A 17,243-nucleotide genomic window follows, 5' to 3' on the forward strand; every position below is an offset into this window, starting at 1 on the left:
CGCAGAAACCGGCCTCGAAATCTATCTCGAACCCGGCGAGGCCATCGCGCTCGATGCAGGCATCTTGGTGGGTGAGTTGCTCGACGTATTCGATAACGGCATGCCGGTGGCGATTACTGACATCAGCGCCACATGCCATATGCCCGACGTTATCGAAGCCCCCTATCGCCCCGCGATGCTAGGTGAGCGCGCAGATGGCCACGCAGTGCGCTTGGGCGGCCCTTCATGCCTCGCAGGCGACATCATTGGCGATTACCGTCTGCCCGTCGCCGCAGAGCCCGGAGCGCGATTCGCTTTTCTCGATCAGGCGCATTATTCGATGGTCAAGACCAACACCTTCAACGGCGTACCACTCCCCTCGATATGGTTGTGGAATAGCGAAACTGACGCTCTCCATTGTGTGAAATCGTTCGAATGGATCGAATTCCGCGACCGATTGAGCTAAGTCATAAAAATGTAATAATTAGTTCGATTTTTTCTTTACATCCTAACCGCCTCCCCATATACGCACCCTCCGCTGCCCCAGGGGGACTTCCAATAACCGCAAGGCAGCCTTGTCGTTTACCGTTATTTTTTGGGGGTCCCTTGAGTTGTACGAGAACACTGACGCACTTGCTGTAGTCCGCGCGCTTCGCCCGGACGAACCAATCACGCTCCTTCGCCCGCACGCCGCAACGCGCGCTGCCCGTTTCTTCGTTGAGAAGTTTCAGGGCAAGTCGCTCTATGCGGTGAAAGCAAATCCGTCGCCTGCGCTGCTAGAATTGCTGTGGGATGCCGGAATTACGCATTATGATGTCGCTTCGCTTGGCGAAGTGCGATTGGTGGACAAGTTTTTGCCTGACGCAAAACTATGTTTCATGCATCCGGTAAAATCTGAACGCGCCATCGCACAGGCTTATCATAACCACGGCGTCCGCACTTTCAGTCTCGATAGCCACGAAGAGCTGCAGAAAATTGTCCGTGCAACCAACAATGCGACTGATCTTGAATTATGCGTTCGCATTCGCGTGTCGTCCGAACATGCCAAGCTCAGCCTTGCATCAAAATTCGGTGCTGATCCTGCTGAGGTGTCCGATTTACTCGTTGCAACGCGTCAGGTTGCCGATGCCTTGGGTATTTGTTTCCATGTCGGCAGCCAGGCAATGACGCCGACGGCCTACGCAGAGGCAATGGAACATGTTCGCGCCGCAATTGTAAAGGCGTCTGTAACTGTCGATATTGTCGATGTGGGCGGCGGATTTCCCTCAGTCTATCCTGGCATGGAACCTCCCGCGCTTGAAAACTATTTCAACGTAATACACGATATGTTCGAAGATCTGCCCATCAGCTATTCTGCGGAATTGTGGTGTGAACCGGGTCGTGCGTTGTGCGCGGAATATGCATCGTTACTTGTACGTGTTGAAAAACGACGCGGTCAGGAACTTTATATCAACGATGGTGCCTATGGCTCGCTTTTTGACGCGGCCCATGTGGGTTGGCGCTTTCCTGTGGCGTTGCTCCGCACGGACACCGCAATTGGGGCCCAGATGGCAGAATTCAGCTTCTACGGCCCTACCTGCGACGATATGGATCATATGGCCGGGCCGTTTATTTTACCGGATGATGTTCAGGCAGGTGATTATATCGAAGTCGGCATGTTGGGGGCTTATGGTTGCGCCATGCGGACCGAGTTCAATGGTTTTGGCGAAACCGAAACGGTAAATGTTGAAGACGAGCCAATGGCTTCGCTTTATATCAGACAACCCGCCAATGATGCGGGGCGTCGAATCTCTCCTGCTTCGATGTCTCAAAAATAAGTTGCAATTGACAATTTAATTTTGGTGCAGCACCCTCCTATATTCAATAATGTGGGAGGGTCTTTTCATGGACACATCAATTTTAGCTCCGGCTGCGGTGCTTGTTGCCTGGTCGCTGTTTATGCTTTTGTGGTTAGCAGCCACACGGTTTCCTGCCATCTTTAAATCGGGGATGGACCTCAAGGCCGCGCCACCGGGCGGGCGAGGACAAGATCTGGAACCTGTACTACCAGCCAATGTGAACTGGAAGTCGCATAATTACACACACTTAATGGAACAACCGACGATATTTTATGCGGCCATTCTCATTATTGCGATGGCCGGGGCTTCAACGCCGTTAATGGTCAATTTTGCGTGGGGATATACAATATTGCGAATTATCCATTCGCTGTACCAGTCGCTCGTGAACGTGGTGATGGTCCGCTTTACAATATTTGTATTGGCGACCATTTGTCTGGTGGTACTTGCGGTTCACGCCGTTTTGGCAACAATTTAAGGGGGGACTAAAATGCAAAGTGATATTCTTCAACCAGTGGCCGTTTTGGCCGCATGGACCATGCTCATGTGGCTTTGGATGTATATTACCCGGATCCCGGCCATGCAAAAGGTAAAGGAACTTGACCTTAATAAATGGACGGGCGGCAAGGGTAGCGATCTGGATCAGGTTTTACCTGCACCGACGCAATGGATAGCGCATAATTACAATCACTTACATGAAGCACCTACGGTATTCTATGCGGTTGCGTTGTTACTCGCAATTACCGGTTGGGGTGATGGCTTAAACGCAACTATCGCTTGGGCTTATGTTGGCTTACGGATAGCCCATAGTCTTGTTCAAGCACTGTGGAACCGGATAATAGTGCGCTTCACATTATTCGCGCTCTCATCACTGGCTCTTATGGCTCTAACCGTGCACGCTGTAATGACTGTATTTGCTAACGGCTAAATTGCCCGACAAGTTCGATATGGGTTGACCAACGAAACTGTCCCACTGGCCAAATTCGTTGCAACCTATATCCGGCGGACACCAATGTTTTTGCATCGCGTGCAAAGCTTGCAGGATTGCAACTGACATATGCAATGTCGGAAACCTTAGAGGCCGCTAGTTGGACAATCTGTTCCTTGGCGCCTGCACGCGGGGGATCTAGGATAACCGCCTCAAATTTATTCAGCTCTTCACTGCTCAGCGGTCTCCTGAACAGATCACGATGCTCGGTGAAGATTGTACGACCCGCCCGACCGACGGCGGCTTTCAAGCCCGCAATCGCTTCACGATCGGCTTCGCCCGCATATATTTTTCGCGGGGAACCCAATGAAAGGGCAAATGTCCCCAAACCGGCAAACAGATCTGCGATGATATTCTTTGCGCCAACAACCTGATGGACTGCTGCAATAAGTGCAACCTCTCCATCGGGTGTTGCTTGCAGAAATCCATAGGGCGGATAGGCAACAGCGACGCCGCCTAATGTAACGGTAACGGGCTCAGGTTCCCAGAAAGGCACTGGACCATAGCCTTCGTCTAATGACAGACGGGCAAGGCCATGTGTTTTGGCAAATTCCGAAAGCGCCTCATGGGTATCGAGATCATTGGCGATCCAATTTTCAATGAGCACATCAATACCCTGATCAACAATCGCCAGTTTTATCTGGACCTGCCGCGCACGATTAAGCCGAGGGGCAAGCAATTCCCGCAAGGGTTTGAGGAGCGCAAACAACTGCGGCGCCATGACGTCACATTGGCGCAAGTCAATGATACGATGGCTTTTTTCGGTACTGAAACCCAGTTGTAATTGCTTCCCTGCCCATGCGGATCGCACAGCAACGCGCCGCCGTGTCGACGGTGGTGACAGATGAACCGGCATGATTTCGCCAATATCAACTTGTTGCGTGGCGAGGGCATGCGTCACCCTATCCGCGATAAATATCCGGAGACTCTCTTCATCCAAATGCTGCAATTGACACCCGCCACACAGCGGAAAATGCTGGCAAGGCGGCGTGTTATGATGTGGACCGTGTATCAAGCCCCCCGAAGGATCAAGGACATCGCCCGGCGCCGCGTGGGCCACATAACGGCCATCTGCGGTGACACCATCGCCTCTTGCAGCCACCCTGATAATTTCATTTGTTACGGTCATAGCGCCCCATGCCCGTGAAGCTGTTTACAATCAACCAGCCTCTTTATCGCCTTTGACATCTGTCGACGCGCTGTTGCCCTTTATTTGAGCCGGTAAGCGATATTTATCGTCACCTGAACTAACCTCAATCATACCGTCATCAATAAGATTGATCCGGGTTTCGTCAAATCCATCGGCGGGTGCAAGGCCGCGCCCATCGGTCAAAATGTCAAAGCGCCGAAAACCGCCATCAGGATGACGAATGACAAGAATACTGCCTTCGCTTCCGGATATTTGTTCGGTGGTACATATTCTTTCAAACAGGGAAGATCCCGACAATGCGCATTCTATCTTGCCGTTCAGGGCAGCATCCTTGGCAGCTTCCTTTTCCGCCTTACTTTGGTCGCCCCCTCCACACCCTGATAGCGAAATGAATGCCGCCCAAGTAGCAAACGTATCAGATATCCGCATAAACATGTGTTTCAGCTTGCCCACCTGGGTGCGTCACCGCCCCCTGATAGGCTGGCCCGACATTCTGGGCGTAACGCCATAATGCGCCTGATCCGTAATCCGTCGATCGCGGCTGCCAGCTTTTCCGTCGATTTTCCAAAGCTTCCGGGTCAACGTTCAGATCAATAATGCCGTTATCGGCATCAATGATGATTTCATCACCATCTTCGATTAACGCTATAGGCCCGCATTCGGCGGCCTCCGGTCCGACATGGCCGATACAGAAACCGCGGGTGGCGCCTGAAAAACGGCCGTCAGTAATCAAGGCAACCTTCTCGCCCATGCCCTGCCCATAAAGCGCAGCCGTCGTGGACAACATCTCGCGCATTCCCGGGCCTCCTTTGGGGCCTTCATAACGGATCACTATAACGGAACCTTCACGAATTTGACGTGCCTCAACAGCAGCGAAGCAGTCTTCCTCGCAATCAAATACCTGAGCAGGTCCGGTGAATTTCAAACGTTCCATTCCTGCGACTTTAACAATTGCACCTTCAGGAGCCAATGTGCCGCGCAGGCCGACAACGCCACCTGTCGGCGTAATTGGGGCGCTTGCCGGATAAATAACCTTCTGATCCGGATTCCAGGTAACTTCTTCGATATTCTCACCCAAAGTCTTGCCGGTAACCGTCATGCACTCGCCATGTAAAAGCCCCTCACCCAGCAGGGACTTCATCAACATATATACACCACCCGCGTCGCACATATCGCGTGCAACAAACTGTCCACCGGGTTGCAGATCGGCCATATATGGAGTGGTTTTGAAAATTTCTGCAACGTCAAACAGATCGAATGAAATCCCGGCTTCGTGGGCCATTGCAGGCAAATGCAGCGCGCCATTTGTCGATCCACCCGTTGCGGCAACAATTCGTGCGGCGTTGATAAATGCGTCCCTCGTGCAAATGTCCCGCGGCCTTATATTTTTGGCAAGTAAATCCATGACCTGTACACCTGCGGCATGGGCAATCTGTTCGCGAGTGGAATAAGGTGCAGGCGCCATGTTACTGTTCGGTAGGGATAATCCGATAGCCTCGCCCACGCATGCCATTGTATTTGCCGTGTACTGGCCGCCGCATGCGCCATGACCGGGGCAAGCCACCCGCTCAAGTTCTTCCACTTCGGACAGGGGGCATGCTCCGGCTGCATATTTGCCGACAATTTCAAAAACGTCTTTTACTGTGACGTCCTTGTCCTTGTAACGGCCCGGAAGAATGGATCCGCCATACACAAAAATAGATGGCACATTCAAACGAAGCATTGCCATCATCATCCCGGGCAAAGATTTATCGCATCCTGCAAAGCCGACCAGCGCATCGTAGCAATGACCGCGTACCGAAAGCTCGACGGAATCCGCAATGACCTCACGACTTATGAGCGATGATTTCATCCCTTGGTGCCCCATGGCAATACCATCGGTAACGGTAATAGTATTAAACCGGCGCGGCATTCCTCCGCCTTGTTCGACACCTTTGCGAGCCACGTCGGCTTGCGCATCCAACGTGGTGTTGCAGGGCGCACTGTCATTTCCGGCGGAAACCACGCCAACAAATGGTCGAGCGATTTCTTCGGCCGTTAGACCCATCGCATAATAATAGCTCCGATGCGGAGCTCGTTCCGGTCCCATCGAGACATGACGGCTGGGTAATTTCGACTTGTCAAACTGGTGCGGCATATTGAACTCCTGATACAGCCGCGCCTCTATGTCTTTTGAAGGCCCAAGCCAAGCTTTTCTGAAACAAAATGACACATCTCTGTCAAAATCCGGGTGAATCTTTCTTGCCCTTCATTTTCGATTATAAAGTCTTGGCGCAATTCGATCCCGATATAAGGAATATCGTTGCCTTCCGCATGGCGGTTCATGGTCGCATTCAGAATTTTGCCCGAATATGGCAACTGATCGCCAACATATATTCCGGCTGACTCCAGAAAGGAAATGGCGCATTTGGATGGCGCTTCTTGTTCATTATACAACACGCCCAACTCCCAGGGTCTTTGTTCATCCGGGCGGCTCGCCAATTGCGGCGTAAAGCTGTGTAATGACAAAATAAGCGCGGGGCGATGGTCCTTTATCAGCGCATCCAAAGTGTCGTGATAAGGCGTAAAGTGCCGCGCTATTCGATCCATACGCTCATTTAGATCAAGTTGATTACCTGGTATCAAAAGTCCGTCACTCTGGACCGGGACGACATCAGGTTCATCCGGATAGCGGTTTAAGTCCACCACCAACCGCGATACATTTCCTAGAATGGCCGCGCTAGGATAACTGGATACTATTTTTTCGGCGACCGCGGCAACGCCGATATCCCAAGCAATATGACGATTAAGCTGTTCGGGTTTGACCCCTAAATCAATACTTGCAGGAACATGGTTTGATGCGTGGTCGCTTACGATCAAAAGGCCATCCCGGCATGGAGTACCCAAAATTCGATAGGGGATATCGGTCACCGGAGACATCCTGTCATTGTCCAATATGCTGGACATTGAGACGTGATTTCCGTCGCGGCTTTTGCAAGTATTTCCTTGTCTTCATATATCGCAAAACAGGATGCACCGGAACCTGACATCCGGGCTACAACAGGACGTGTTTTTTCTAACAACCCCAGAATTTCAGAAATTTCCGGGCATAGTGATATCGCGGGAATTTCCAGATCATTTCTGCCATTTTGTAATATTTCACGCGCCGTCCCTTTAGGCAACGGACCATGATCTATCCCGTCCCAAGCCTTGAAAACGAGGCCGGTAGACATCGCAACATTGGGATTTACGAGTAAGCAAAAAAGACCCGACACATTATTTTCAACCGGCTCCAGAAAAGTGCCGGTTCCCCGTCCCATTACTGGAACGCTTTTGATACAGGCCGGCACGTCTGCCCCTAGATCAGCTGCAATCTCATGCAGTTTTTCGGCAGATAAAGGCGGCGAAAAATAAGCGTTTAACAACCGCAGTGCAGCAGCTGCGTCAGCCGATCCACCTCCCAGACCTGAAGCAATCGGCAAATTCTTTCCCAATTTGAATCTGATCGCAGGAGCGCAGCCATTTTGATGCAGCATTGCCGCACGGAATATCAAGTTATCAGGAATATTTTCTTTTGCTAAGCTTGCCCCGAACTTTCCATCAATTTCCAACGCGAACTGATCCGCGGGTTCAACAGTCAGGCTATCGCCGCAATCCAAAAACGCGAAAATCGTTTCAAGGTCATGATAGCCGTCATCCCGACGTCCACGAACATGCAAAGCAAGGTTTATCTTGGCATAAGCCGTTCCGTGCGTTGGCCCGTTCATGGCTTGCGCCCGGGCAGCCCGATATCAATTTTCTGTGACAGGCGTTCAACGGCTTCGCCTTCAGAACCCAGACTGGCAACACGCCACGCATAGCGCGCTTCACGACGACGTCCAGCGGACCAATAAATGTCCCCTAGATGTTCATTTATGGCAACATCCGACCCTGCAGCTTTTGCAGCTTTTTCCAACAGTGGCAGGGCGCGCTCCGTGTCGCCTTGCAGATAATAGGCCCATCCGAGGGAGTCTATAATTGCACTGGAATCCGGGCTAATTTCATACGCGCGTTTAACCAGAGCAAGGGCTTTCGCACGGTCACCATTTCGTTCCAACAGCGAAAAACCCAAAAGATTAAGTCCCTGCGCATTATTGGGATCGAGTGTAAGCAAAATTTCAAGCTCGGCCTTCGCGCCACCCCAATCATTCGCACGCTCGAGCGCAGAAGCAAGCAATAACCGGTAACTCGCTTGCTGCCGTGGTGGCAATTTTCCAAAATCGGATGCCTTTGTTATGGCACGGTAAATCGAAATAACTTCCGCCATGTTGCCGACGGCCTCTTGCGCGCGCGCCTCCAGCAATTGGTTCGATACTGATGAAGAATCTCGCGCAACCTGCTGTTTTGCAACTAATAATGCTTGATCTACGTCCTTTGTTTCCACCAGCAGATCAATACGCTTTTCCAAAGCCACCAAATGAAAAGGCGACGCCGCCGGAATGGATTCAAAAAGTTTTAGCGCTTCATTTGGGAGCTTATTGGCGCGCAATGCATATGCCAAAACGAGTTGAACATCTGATCGTAATGGCGCGATCCAATTGGCTATTCGGGCCAGAACCAATCCTTCTTCAGGTTGGTTTTGTTCAATCAGTGCAGTCGCAATACGGCTATAAAATGCCGCCACCCCGATATCGGCAGTCATTTTAACTGGTATGATTGCTTTTGCAGCTCCAGCCCCTGCAGCGGCGCGCATCAGGGCTTGTGCAAAGGCAGGATCGCCGTCTGTTCCAACCATGCTTTCCGCAGCACTTATCATCACATTGCGGACAAAATCGCCTTTGGTGGAAGAAATATCCCGCAGCCCGGCTTTGACTTTATCGAACTGACCGGTAGCCAGATCGAAATATATGCGCTGATCGGTCGAATAATAAGCAAGAACGCCATTTTTGACGGGATCGACATCTGCGAAATCAGCGGGCTGGTTTTGCTTTATACGAACCCAGCTTTTGAGCACTGGCGACATAAATGCAAGATTGCCCCTGCTAGCAAGCTCCTCTGCTGCGGCACTAGCAAGTTCCAGTTTTCGTTGACGCCAAGCATCGGCGAACAAAAGCAAAGCAGTTTCCGCATTGCCATTCTTGTTGAGCGACTGCGCGCGTGCGGCGCGAACGGCGGCCGGCATATCGCCTGCCCTTATAGCCGCATCAAACAACCTGTCGGCAAGGATCACACTTTCAGGAATTGTGGCCTGCAGTTTCAGATACCCTTCCACTGCAAAGCCATCCTGCTCGCCGATTTCCGCGATTCTTGCAGACACATAACGATCTGCAATATCTTCAGTTTTGCCGCTAACGACAGCCGGTATTGCTAAAATTACAATGCCGAATGTGTATTTACATATTTGGATAATTTGGCCCACCGCCACCCTCCGGAGATACCCAATTGATATTCTGGTTCGGGTCTTTGATGTCGCACGTTTTGCAATGCACACAATTTTGGGAATTGATTTGATAGCGCGGCTCCTTGCCATCTTCTTCAATCCATTCGTAAACACCCGCCGGACAATAACGGGTCGATGGTCCTGCAAATTCCATGAATTCACTTGTCTTTTGCAGTTCCAGATTTTTGACCTGCAAATGCACAGGTTGATCTTCAGCGTGGTTTGTATTGGACAGGAACACCGACGAAAGCCGGTCGAAACTGAACACGCCATCGGGTTTGGGATATTCGATTGGTACGGCAGACGCCTTTTTCTTGAGCGCTTTGTGATCCGGGTGATGCTTCATCGTGAATGGCATTTTCACGCCAAAATTTTCCAGCCACATGTTGATACCGGAGAACATTGTACCCCAAAAATTGCCATATTTTTCAACGAGCGGCAACACGTTGCGAACAATGCTGAGCTCTTTGTATATCCAACTATTTTCATATCCATATTGATATGCCGAAAGCTCGTCATGCTCCCGTCCGGCGGCTAATGCCTCGACCGCCGCATCAGCGGCCAGCATACCCGATTTCATAGCCGTATGCGTACCTTTGATACGCGGTACATTCAGGAAACCTGCGGTGCAGCCAATAAGCGCGCCGCCGGGAAATACCAACTTCGGCACGGATTGAAAACCACCGTCGCTTATTGCACGTGCGCCATAAGACACACGCCGGCCACCGGTCAGGATTTTCTTGATTTCAGGATGAGTCTTCCAACGCTGCAACTCTTCAAATGGCGACAAATAAGTATTGGCATAATTGAGCCAGACGACAAATCCGAGCGCAACCTGATTATTTGCCTGATGATATAAGAACGCGCCGCCATTGGCATCGCTCAAAGGCCACCCCTGACTGTGGATCACTCGGCCGGCATGGTGCTGTTCGGGCGGAATATCCCATAATTCCTTAATTCCAATTCCATAAACCTGCGGTTGGGAATTCGCATCCAATGCATATTTTGGCTTGAGCAATTTGGTCAGATGGCCCCGAACGCCTTCGGCAAACAAGGTATATTTTGCATGCAATTCCAAGCCTTGTGTATAATCTGACTTGTGGCTGCCATCACGGGCAATGCCCATATCTCCCGTTGCAACACCTTTTACAGAACCATCGTCGTTGTATAAAATTTCCGCCGCCGAAAATCCGGGAAAAATCTCAACACCCAAATTTTCTGCCTGCCCGGCGAGCCAGCGGCATAAATTGCCGAGTGACCCGGTATACGTGCCTTTGTTGTGCATAAATCCAGGTGTTAGAAAATGCGGGACATTGAACTTGCCCTTCTTGGTCATAACCCAATGTTGGTTGTCGTTCACAGGAACATCCGCAAGTGGACATCCCTGATCCCGCCAATCAGGAATAAGTTCGTCCAAGCCCTTAGGGTCGATAACAGCGCCGGATAAAATATGCGCACCGACTTCGGAACCCTTTTCAAGGATACACACGCTGGTGTCCGGCGATTTCTGTTTGATGCGTATTGCCGCTGACAGGCCCGCAGGTCCTGCTCCAACAATTACAACGTCATAAGGCATCGATTCCCGTTCACTCATCGCCTTTTTCCTTTACCCCATCTGTTATTCGGGCCATTCTGATTTCCGAACGGCCTGTGCAATATTGTCATGCCAAGCAATTGACCCTGTCGTCAACCAGTGACTGAATGGAAAAATGGAACATCAACGGGAAATCACTGCAACCCGAATGGTTGAATCCCTCGCAGGATGGTGGAAACTTGCGGGATTAGATGGCACAGTGGGTGTTAATCCGGTAAATTGGTTAGAGATCGATAGCGTAGAGAGAATTGAAGAAAGCAACCCGATTGTCCATGCGAAATCCGCCGAAACAGGCGCCATGTTGCCGGCAAAAACCGAAATTGCGTGGCCCAAAGATATAGAAATACTAAAGGACATGGTGGCAAAAGCTGTCGATCTGCCCTGCAACATATTTGGTACGCGGACGGTCGCGCCGATTGGACCCCAAAATTGCGATATCATGATAATTTCAGACTTGCCTGAGGTTGATGATCTGGAATCCGGTGCCTTGAATGGCGGTTTTACGGGGCCCATGCTGAGACAGATGCTGGCTGCAATCAATGTCGAACTTAATGCGTGCTATTGGACCGCGCTTGCAACGACACGCCCGTCAACAGGTGATATTCCTGCAGAATATCTGCCCCGATTGGCGGATTTTGTGCGGCACCAGATAACTTTGATAAAGCCACGATCCATCATTCTGCTCGGCTCATCCGCATGCAATGCTCTGCTCGGCGAAGAACTGCTGAAAGCTCGGCAAATTTTAGCGAATATTAACCATGACAGCATCACTATGACGGCTATGGCAACTTTTCATCCACGGACTCTTATTGCACGTCCTGTACAAAAGGCGCTGGCTTGGCGCGACCTGCAAATGTTCGCGCAGAGGCCCGGCTTGTGAAGAAAATATGGTCGGTATTTTTGGTTGCATCGCTTGTTCCGTTTACGGCACATGCAAACACCAGCGAGGGTTTTCGCGCCATCGTATCGGCTCAACCTGCTCCAACAGTTTTGAGCAGCAGCGAAAAGGCTGCGTTTACTGAAATATTTGCCGCCATTAGATCGCAGAATTGGGAAGAAGCGGAGAAATTGCTTGGTGCGGTGCCGCCCGGACCAATGGCGTCAATGGCAAGGGCAGAACTCTATTTGGCGGCGAATAGCCCCAAGGTAGATGCCGATAAATTACAGGCTTTACTGATAAGTGCGCCATATCTTCCGCAAGCGGAGCAATTGGCCGCGATTGCCCGCAAACGCGGCGCAGAAAATTTGCCCGATCGTCCCGGAACGCGGCGGTTTTCTTGGCTGGGCGGAGCACCCAAGCGCGATCTACCGGAAAGTGTAGCGAGCGATTCCCTTAGAAGCGAGTTGCAAGCATTTTTCAAAAATGACGACCCAGCGTCCGCCGAGCTGTTACTCGAAAGCAAGTCCGCCGATCTTTCCGCAGAAGCATTGACGGAATTGCGATATCGCGTTGCCTGGTCCTATTATATCGAAAATGACGATTTCTCGGCCAAGCGCCTGTCCGCCGTAGCGCGGCTCGGCGGCGGCGAATGGGGTTCTCAGGCAGCCTGGATCTATGGACTGGCGTCGTGGAGATTGAAAAACTTTGACGATGCATTTGACGGATTTGATGCAGTATCGCGACTGGCCAGCAATGAAGATTTGAGAGCCGCTGGGCTGTTTTGGAGTGCGCGCGCTGCTATGGCGGTAAAGCAACCACAACAGGTACAACCCCGGATGCAACGGGCCGCACAACTTCCCGAAACCTTATACGGCTTGCTGGCGAGCGAGTCATTGGGAATGGAATCCATTGCGCGTAAAGCGGCAAAGATTTCGAAACTCGACTGGAATGCCCTCAAGAAGCAGGAAAACGCGGTTCTTGCTGTTGCCCTCACAGAAGTCGGGCAACATAAGCTGGCGGATGAAGTTTTGCGTTACCAAGCCAAGATTGGTGATGCCAGTAAGCACGGTGATATCGCGCAACTTGCCGGATCGCTCAATCTTGCATCTACACAATATTGGATGGGCCATTACGGACCATCGCGCGATACCAGCAGCGCAATGGCCCGATACCCTATGCCCAATTGGGAACCCAGCGGCGGATGGCGCGTTGCCCCATCGCTTGTTTATGCCCACGCATTGCAGGAATCAGCGTTTCGCACCGATATAATCAGCCCGGCAGGAGCCCGCGGACTTATGCAGGTGCGTCCTGGAACGGCAAAGGATATTGCACGGGTTCGCGGTATTAGTTTTTCTGCCGCCGAACTGGATCGTCCTTCTGTTAACTTGGAATATGGGCAATCTTATCTTGAAAAATTGCGTGATATGTCCGCAACTGGTGGCCTGTTACCTAAAGTCATAGCAGCGTACAATGCCGGGCCAACACCCGTGGCGCGATGGAATCTGGAGATTCGCGATAATGGAGATCCATTATTATTCATAGAATCAATACCCTACTGGGAAACCCGTGGCTATGTCTCGATCATCTTGCGGAATTACTGGATTTACGAAATGCGTGAAAACAGGACCTCGGGCAGCTTGACTGGCCTTGCTCAGTTTCTTTGGCCTGCATTCCCCGATAGTAACGGAAATGTATCTGCACGTCGAATAACAGGAGGTTCAATTGCCGCTCGATGAAACCCGGATATTCAAACCTGTGCACATTGCATTGCTCACAGTGTCGGACACGCGCACATCAGATGACGACAGCAGCGGGAACCTCCTTGCGGAACGCATTGTAAGTGCAGGCCATAAAATAGTCGAACGGGCAATTCTTCGTGATGATGTCGCACTGTTAACCGCACGTTTGCACAACTGGATTGATGACGAGAGGGTTGATGTCATTATTTCAACGGGCGGAACGGGATTAACGGGTCGTGACGTAACACCCGAGGCACTGGAACGCGTAAAAACTAAAGATATTCCTGGCTTTGGCGAGTTGTTCCGTTGGCTTAGCTTTGCCACCATCGGCACGTCGACCATTCAATCACGCGCGTGTGCCGTGTTGGCCCGTGGAACATATATCTTCGCCCTGCCCGGTTCCAACGGCGCGGTCAAAGATGGGTGGGATCAAATACTTCTGCATCAACTTGATAGCCGCCATCGGCCGTGCAACTTTGTAGAATTGATGCCGAGGTTACGTGAAACGTAATTTGTTCTTTATTTGTTCCAAATATTCTGGCATCTACAAGGAATGCCCCAATATAGTCATCCCGACGCCGTAAATGGACGTGGCTCAACAGCCAACAGAACTCCAAGCCGTTTTAATCTGCTAAGTCGCACATTAGATGATGACTGGCGTGACGAGCATATCGCGGTTGACGGAAAAAAGCCGGGACTTCGAACGAGTGTCACGGAGGAACATTCCAAATCCATTATAACGTTCAATACGTCGCCGGACTTACCATTTGACCGTTCGATCAATGCCTACCGCGGGTGCGAACATGGATGCATTTACTGCTATGCAAGGCCCAGTCACGCTTTCCATGACCTCTCACCCGGCCTTGATTTTGAAAGTCGGCTTTTTGCCAAACCCGATGCTGCCAATGTGTTGCGAAAGACACTGTCAAAGTCCGGGTACAAGCCTGCACCTATTGCAATAGGTACGAATACCGATCCGTATCAGCCGATTGAACGGACTTACCGCATAACACGCCAGATACTGGAGGTCATGGTTGAAACACGTCACCCGATTGTCATCACAACTAAATCTGCAAAGGTAACCGAAGATATTGCGCTACTTGCAAATCTTGCAAAAGATAACCTGACCGGCGTCGCGTTATCAGTCACGACGCTTGATGCAAAGCTCGCACGGATATTGGAGCCGAGGGCTTCAACACCATTGAAGCGACTTGAAACGGTGCGCGAGTTAACCGACGCCGGAATTTATGTACATGTGAATATAGCCCCGATAATTCCCGCGATAACCGATCATGAAATAGAAGCGATAGTGGAAGCCGCCGCAAAATATGGCGCACGCAGTGTTTCCTGGATACCCATCCGCCTTCCCCATGAAGTCGCGCCTTTATTTCGTGATTGGTTGGATCTTCATTTTCCAGACAGGGCCGACAAAGTGATGAACATCATTCGGTATCTGCGCGGCGGCAAAGATAATGATCCATCCTTTTTTAGCCGAATGCGCGGAACGGGCGCATGGGCCGATTTGATCAGGATGCGGGTCCGGATAGCCAAGGCAAAATACGCGATAGAAAACTCAAAATGGGATGTTCGAAGCGACCTGTTTGTTCCACCGTCCGACGACCGCCAATTCAGTCTGTTTTAGCCGAAACTTGTATCGTCGCCATCCAACGGTCTAAATCGAATTAACCGGCTGGTCTGGATAGCCGCTTGCCGGTTAACCACTGCCTTTCGATATTCGACATCCGTCACCATGTCCATAAAAGCCGCGCTATTGGGATAGCGCGCAATGAACGACATATCCCATTGCTTGTCATCAGGTCCGATCACCATGGCTTCCATCTTGCCACGCCAAATGATCGTGCCGCCAACCCGTTGGAAAATTGGCCCACTGGTTTTGCCATATTCCTGATATGCGCGCGCGCCGCTCCAGCCATGTTCGGCCTTGGGATGATCCGGCGGATAGTTCGCGACTTCATTGAACCGCAAAAGGTTGAGCATATTTATCGGCACATCACGGGGCAATGATTTGAAAAAATCAAATGCTTCGCGCGTCGGGTCGATGTAAGCGTCGGTCATGCCTTATCCTTCCAGTACAAAGTCTTTGAATTGTTGACGCAATGCCACCTTTTGAATTTTTCCTGTGCCGGTATGAGGCAATTCGTCTACGAACAATACGCGGTCAGGCATCCACCATTTGACAATGCGTTCCGCCAGATAAGCTTTGACAGTGTCTTCATCTACGTCGGATCCGGGTTTTTTTACCGCTATTAACACAGGCCGCTCATCCCATTTGGGATGGGGAATACCGATTGCACCAGCCTCTGATATTCCAGGACACCCGATTGCGATATTTTCCAGTTCGACCGAACTGATCCACTCACCGCCTGACTTGATAACATCCTTTACGCGGTCGGTTATTTGCATCGTACCGTCGGGGTGCAACACCGAAACATCGCCGGTATCAAACCACTGATCTGCATCGACAGTATCGGCCTCTGCCTTGAAATAACGCTTGATGACCCACGGGCCACGTATTTGAAGCGCACCCGACGTGACGCCATCGCGAGGTGCTACATTTCCATCCTTGTCAATGACACGCAGTTCGACGCCAAACGGAACCCGCCCCTGCTTGCACACAACGTCGATTTGTTCATCGAGAGTAAGCTCGTCCCAATTGGGGGTCGGTGCTCCCATTGTTCCGATTGGTGACGTTTCGGTCATACCCCAGGCATGGCTGACGCGAACACCCGATTTCATCAACCGCTCGATCATCGTGCGCGGAGCCGCTGATCCACCGATGGTGACCAGTCTCAATTTTCCAAGTGAAGCATTGCGACCAACCGCAGCTTCGGCATCAAGATGTCCGAACATAGCGAGCCACACGGTGGGAACACCGGCGCTATGCGTAATGCCTTCGTCAAGCATCAACTTGTGCAAGATCGGAGCCTCGTTCGTAGCCGAAAATACAAATTTAACGCCAGCCGCGGCCCCAGCAAAAGGCAACCCCCAACTGGCTGCGTGAAACATCGGTACGATCGGAAGCAAGGCTGCCTGAGGGCTGAGATCAAAGATGGCCGGCGCAATTTCCGCCATTGCATGCAACATTGTTGAACGATGTTGGTACAAAACACCCTTTGGATTGCCGGTTGTACCGCTGGTGTAACACAGCATACATGGGTCTCGTTCGTCGCCTGTTGCCCAGTCACAATGACCGTCTTGGGCGGCGATTAACGCACCATAACTCGCATCGTCATCGAAAATAATGTAATGTTCGACCGTTTTCAAATGCGGTTTCAGACGATCAATGATCGGCTGAAACGCGGCGTCATACATCAATACTTTATCTTCGGCATGGTTCATGATGTAGATCAGATCTTCGTCGAACAGCCGGATGTTTACTGTATGAATGACACCGCCAAACCCGATGGCACCATACCAGGCCGCGAGATGGCGATGATGGTTCATCGCAAAGGTTGCGACCCGGTCCCCTTTTTGAAGACCAAATCCGGCAAATGCTTGTGACAATTTGCGTGCTTCCGAAGCGACGCTGGCCCAGTTGGACCGTTCTATTTTACCATCGGCCCAGCGCGTTACGATTTCACGGGTGCCATGCTCGCGCGCTGCATAATCGATTAAATGTGTTACCCGAAGGTCCCAATCCTGCATGCTGCCTTGCATCG

General features: G+C 51.2%; 16 protein-coding genes and 1 pseudogene. 8 read left to right on the forward strand and 9 right to left on the reverse strand.

Annotated elements, in window-relative coordinates; genetic code table 11:
- From ACKVOS_RS09895 to ACKVOS_RS09910, 4 genes and pseudogenes are all read left to right on the forward strand, one after another.
- Positions 1-445: pseudogene (locus tag ACKVOS_RS09895) on the forward strand (carboxynorspermidine decarboxylase); the annotation flags it as partial.
- Positions 446-590: 145 nt separating this feature from the next.
- Positions 591-1,796: a type III PLP-dependent enzyme gene (locus tag ACKVOS_RS09900; RefSeq protein ID WP_409211848.1), complete on the forward strand. Its 1,206-nt coding sequence runs from the start codon at positions 591-593 to the stop codon at positions 1,794-1,796.
- Between the two features lie 67 nt (positions 1,797-1,863).
- Positions 1,864-2,292 carry an MAPEG family protein gene (locus tag ACKVOS_RS09905; RefSeq protein ID WP_409211849.1) on the forward strand — a complete coding sequence of 143 codons (429 nt, stop codon included), beginning with the start codon at positions 1,864-1,866 and terminating at the stop codon, positions 2,290-2,292.
- A gap of 12 nt (positions 2,293-2,304) precedes the next feature.
- Positions 2,305-2,742 carry an MAPEG family protein gene (locus tag ACKVOS_RS09910; RefSeq protein ID WP_409211850.1) on the forward strand — a complete coding sequence of 146 codons (438 nt, stop codon included), beginning with the start codon at positions 2,305-2,307 and terminating at the stop codon, positions 2,740-2,742.
- On the opposite strand, the gene ACKVOS_RS09915 is transcribed toward ACKVOS_RS09910, so the two are convergent.
- The 7 genes from ACKVOS_RS09915 to ACKVOS_RS09945 all read right to left on the reverse strand — a co-directional run bounded on the left by ACKVOS_RS09915 (position 2,732) and on the right by ACKVOS_RS09945 (position 10,944).
- A complete protein-coding gene (locus tag ACKVOS_RS09915; protein WP_409211851.1) occupies positions 2,732-3,931 on the reverse strand; it encodes a class I SAM-dependent RNA methyltransferase in 1,200 nt (399 codons plus the stop codon). The two genes, ACKVOS_RS09910 and ACKVOS_RS09915, sit on opposite strands and share 11 nt — an antisense overlap.
- 30 nt (positions 3,932-3,961) lie before the next feature.
- A complete protein-coding gene (locus ACKVOS_RS09920) occupies positions 3,962-4,381 on the reverse strand; it encodes a hypothetical protein (protein WP_409211852.1) in 420 nt (139 codons plus the stop codon).
- A complete protein-coding gene (gene ilvD / locus ACKVOS_RS09925; protein ID WP_409211853.1) occupies positions 4,368-6,089 on the reverse strand; it encodes a dihydroxy-acid dehydratase in 1,722 nt (573 codons plus the stop codon). Before ilvD ends, ACKVOS_RS09920 begins: the two co-directional genes overlap by 14 nt.
- A 26-nt stretch (positions 6,090-6,115) precedes the next feature.
- A complete protein-coding gene (locus ACKVOS_RS09930) occupies positions 6,116-6,898 on the reverse strand; it encodes an N-formylglutamate amidohydrolase (RefSeq protein WP_409211854.1) in 783 nt (260 codons plus the stop codon).
- On the reverse strand, positions 6,859-7,698 hold the full coding sequence (locus ACKVOS_RS09935; RefSeq protein ID WP_409211855.1) for a 4-(cytidine 5'-diphospho)-2-C-methyl-D-erythritol kinase: 840 nt from the start codon (positions 7,696-7,698) through the stop codon (positions 6,859-6,861). The genes ACKVOS_RS09930 and ACKVOS_RS09935 overlap by 40 nt, the downstream gene beginning before the upstream one ends.
- The gene (locus ACKVOS_RS09940) at positions 7,695-9,227 is read right to left on the reverse strand and encodes a tetratricopeptide repeat protein (protein WP_409211856.1); all 1,533 of its coding nucleotides are present in this window, start codon (positions 9,225-9,227) and stop codon (positions 7,695-7,697) included. Before ACKVOS_RS09940 ends, ACKVOS_RS09935 begins: the two co-directional genes overlap by 4 nt.
- Before the next feature lie 76 nt (positions 9,228-9,303).
- Positions 9,304-10,944, reverse strand: a complete 1,641-nt coding sequence (locus ACKVOS_RS09945) for an electron transfer flavoprotein-ubiquinone oxidoreductase (RefSeq protein WP_409211857.1) — start codon at positions 10,942-10,944, stop codon at positions 9,304-9,306.
- 115 nt (positions 10,945-11,059) lie between these two features.
- On the opposite strand from ACKVOS_RS09945, the gene ACKVOS_RS09950 reads away from it, so the two are divergent.
- From ACKVOS_RS09950 to ACKVOS_RS09965, 4 genes are read left to right on the forward strand one after another with little or no spacing between them, the layout of a single operon-like run.
- Positions 11,060-11,824 (forward strand): uracil-DNA glycosylase family protein, encoded by a 765-nt coding sequence (locus tag ACKVOS_RS09950; RefSeq protein WP_409211858.1) that lies wholly within the window; start codon positions 11,060-11,062, stop codon positions 11,822-11,824.
- Positions 11,782-13,560: a lytic transglycosylase domain-containing protein gene (locus ACKVOS_RS09955; protein WP_409211859.1), complete on the forward strand. Its 1,779-nt coding sequence runs from the start codon at positions 11,782-11,784 to the stop codon at positions 13,558-13,560. The genes ACKVOS_RS09950 and ACKVOS_RS09955 overlap by 43 nt, the downstream gene beginning before the upstream one ends.
- Positions 13,547-14,074, forward strand: coding sequence for a molybdenum cofactor biosynthesis protein B (gene moaB / locus ACKVOS_RS09960; protein ID WP_409211860.1), 528 nt, complete (start codon positions 13,547-13,549; stop codon positions 14,072-14,074). The genes ACKVOS_RS09955 and moaB overlap by 14 nt, the downstream gene beginning before the upstream one ends.
- A gap of 42 nt (positions 14,075-14,116) precedes the next feature.
- Positions 14,117-15,205 (forward strand): PA0069 family radical SAM protein, encoded by a 1,089-nt coding sequence (locus tag ACKVOS_RS09965; RefSeq protein ID WP_409211861.1) that lies wholly within the window; start codon positions 14,117-14,119, stop codon positions 15,203-15,205.
- Here the strand turns inward: ACKVOS_RS09965 and ACKVOS_RS09970 are convergent.
- Positions 15,202-15,639, reverse strand: a complete 438-nt coding sequence (locus tag ACKVOS_RS09970; RefSeq protein WP_409211862.1) for a DUF1330 domain-containing protein — start codon at positions 15,637-15,639, stop codon at positions 15,202-15,204. The two genes, ACKVOS_RS09965 and ACKVOS_RS09970, sit on opposite strands and share 4 nt — an antisense overlap.
- Before the next feature lie 3 nt (positions 15,640-15,642).
- Entirely contained in the window at positions 15,643-17,241 is a 1,599-nt protein-coding gene (locus ACKVOS_RS09975) for a long-chain fatty acid--CoA ligase (protein ID WP_409211863.1), read from the reverse strand.
- Positions 17,242-17,243 lie beyond the last annotated feature (2 nt).

It is taken from the genome of Sphingorhabdus sp. (assembly GCF_046154385.1).
Classification (GTDB): Bacteria; Pseudomonadota; Alphaproteobacteria; order Sphingomonadales; family Sphingomonadaceae; genus Sphingorhabdus_B.

Bases quoted from the DNA above. Each gene is read 5' to 3' on its own strand.
- ACKVOS_RS09905 (WP_409211849.1), top strand. From the start codon at position 1,864: ATGGACACATCAATTTTAGCTCCGGCTGCGGTGCTTGTTGCCTGGTCG.
- ACKVOS_RS09910 (WP_409211850.1), top strand. From the start codon at position 2,305: ATGCAAAGTGATATTCTTCAACCAGTGGCCGTTTTGGCCGCATGGACC.
- ACKVOS_RS09915 (WP_409211851.1), bottom strand. From the start codon at position 3,931: ATGACCGTAACAAATGAAATTATCAGGGTGGCTGCAAGAGGCGATGGT.
- ACKVOS_RS09920 (WP_409211852.1), bottom strand. From the start codon at position 4,381: ATGCGGATATCTGATACGTTTGCTACTTGGGCGGCATTCATTTCGCTA.
- ilvD (WP_409211853.1), bottom strand. From the start codon at position 6,089: ATGCCGCACCAGTTTGACAAGTCGAAATTACCCAGCCGTCATGTCTCG.
- ACKVOS_RS09930 (WP_409211854.1), bottom strand. From the start codon at position 6,898: ATGTCCAGCATATTGGACAATGACAGGATGTCTCCGGTGACCGATATC.
- ACKVOS_RS09935 (WP_409211855.1), bottom strand. From the start codon at position 7,698: ATGAACGGGCCAACGCACGGAACGGCTTATGCCAAGATAAACCTTGCT.
- ACKVOS_RS09945 (WP_409211857.1), bottom strand. From the start codon at position 10,944: ATGAGTGAACGGGAATCGATGCCTTATGACGTTGTAATTGTTGGAGCA.
- ACKVOS_RS09950 (WP_409211858.1), top strand. From the start codon at position 11,060: ATGGAACATCAACGGGAAATCACTGCAACCCGAATGGTTGAATCCCTC.
- ACKVOS_RS09965 (WP_409211861.1), top strand. From the start codon at position 14,117: ATGCCCCAATATAGTCATCCCGACGCCGTAAATGGACGTGGCTCAACA.
- ACKVOS_RS09970 (WP_409211862.1), bottom strand. From the start codon at position 15,639: ATGACCGACGCTTACATCGACCCGACGCGCGAAGCATTTGATTTTTTC.
- ACKVOS_RS09975 (WP_409211863.1), bottom strand. From the start codon at position 17,241: ATGCAAGGCAGCATGCAGGATTGGGACCTTCGGGTAACACATTTAATC.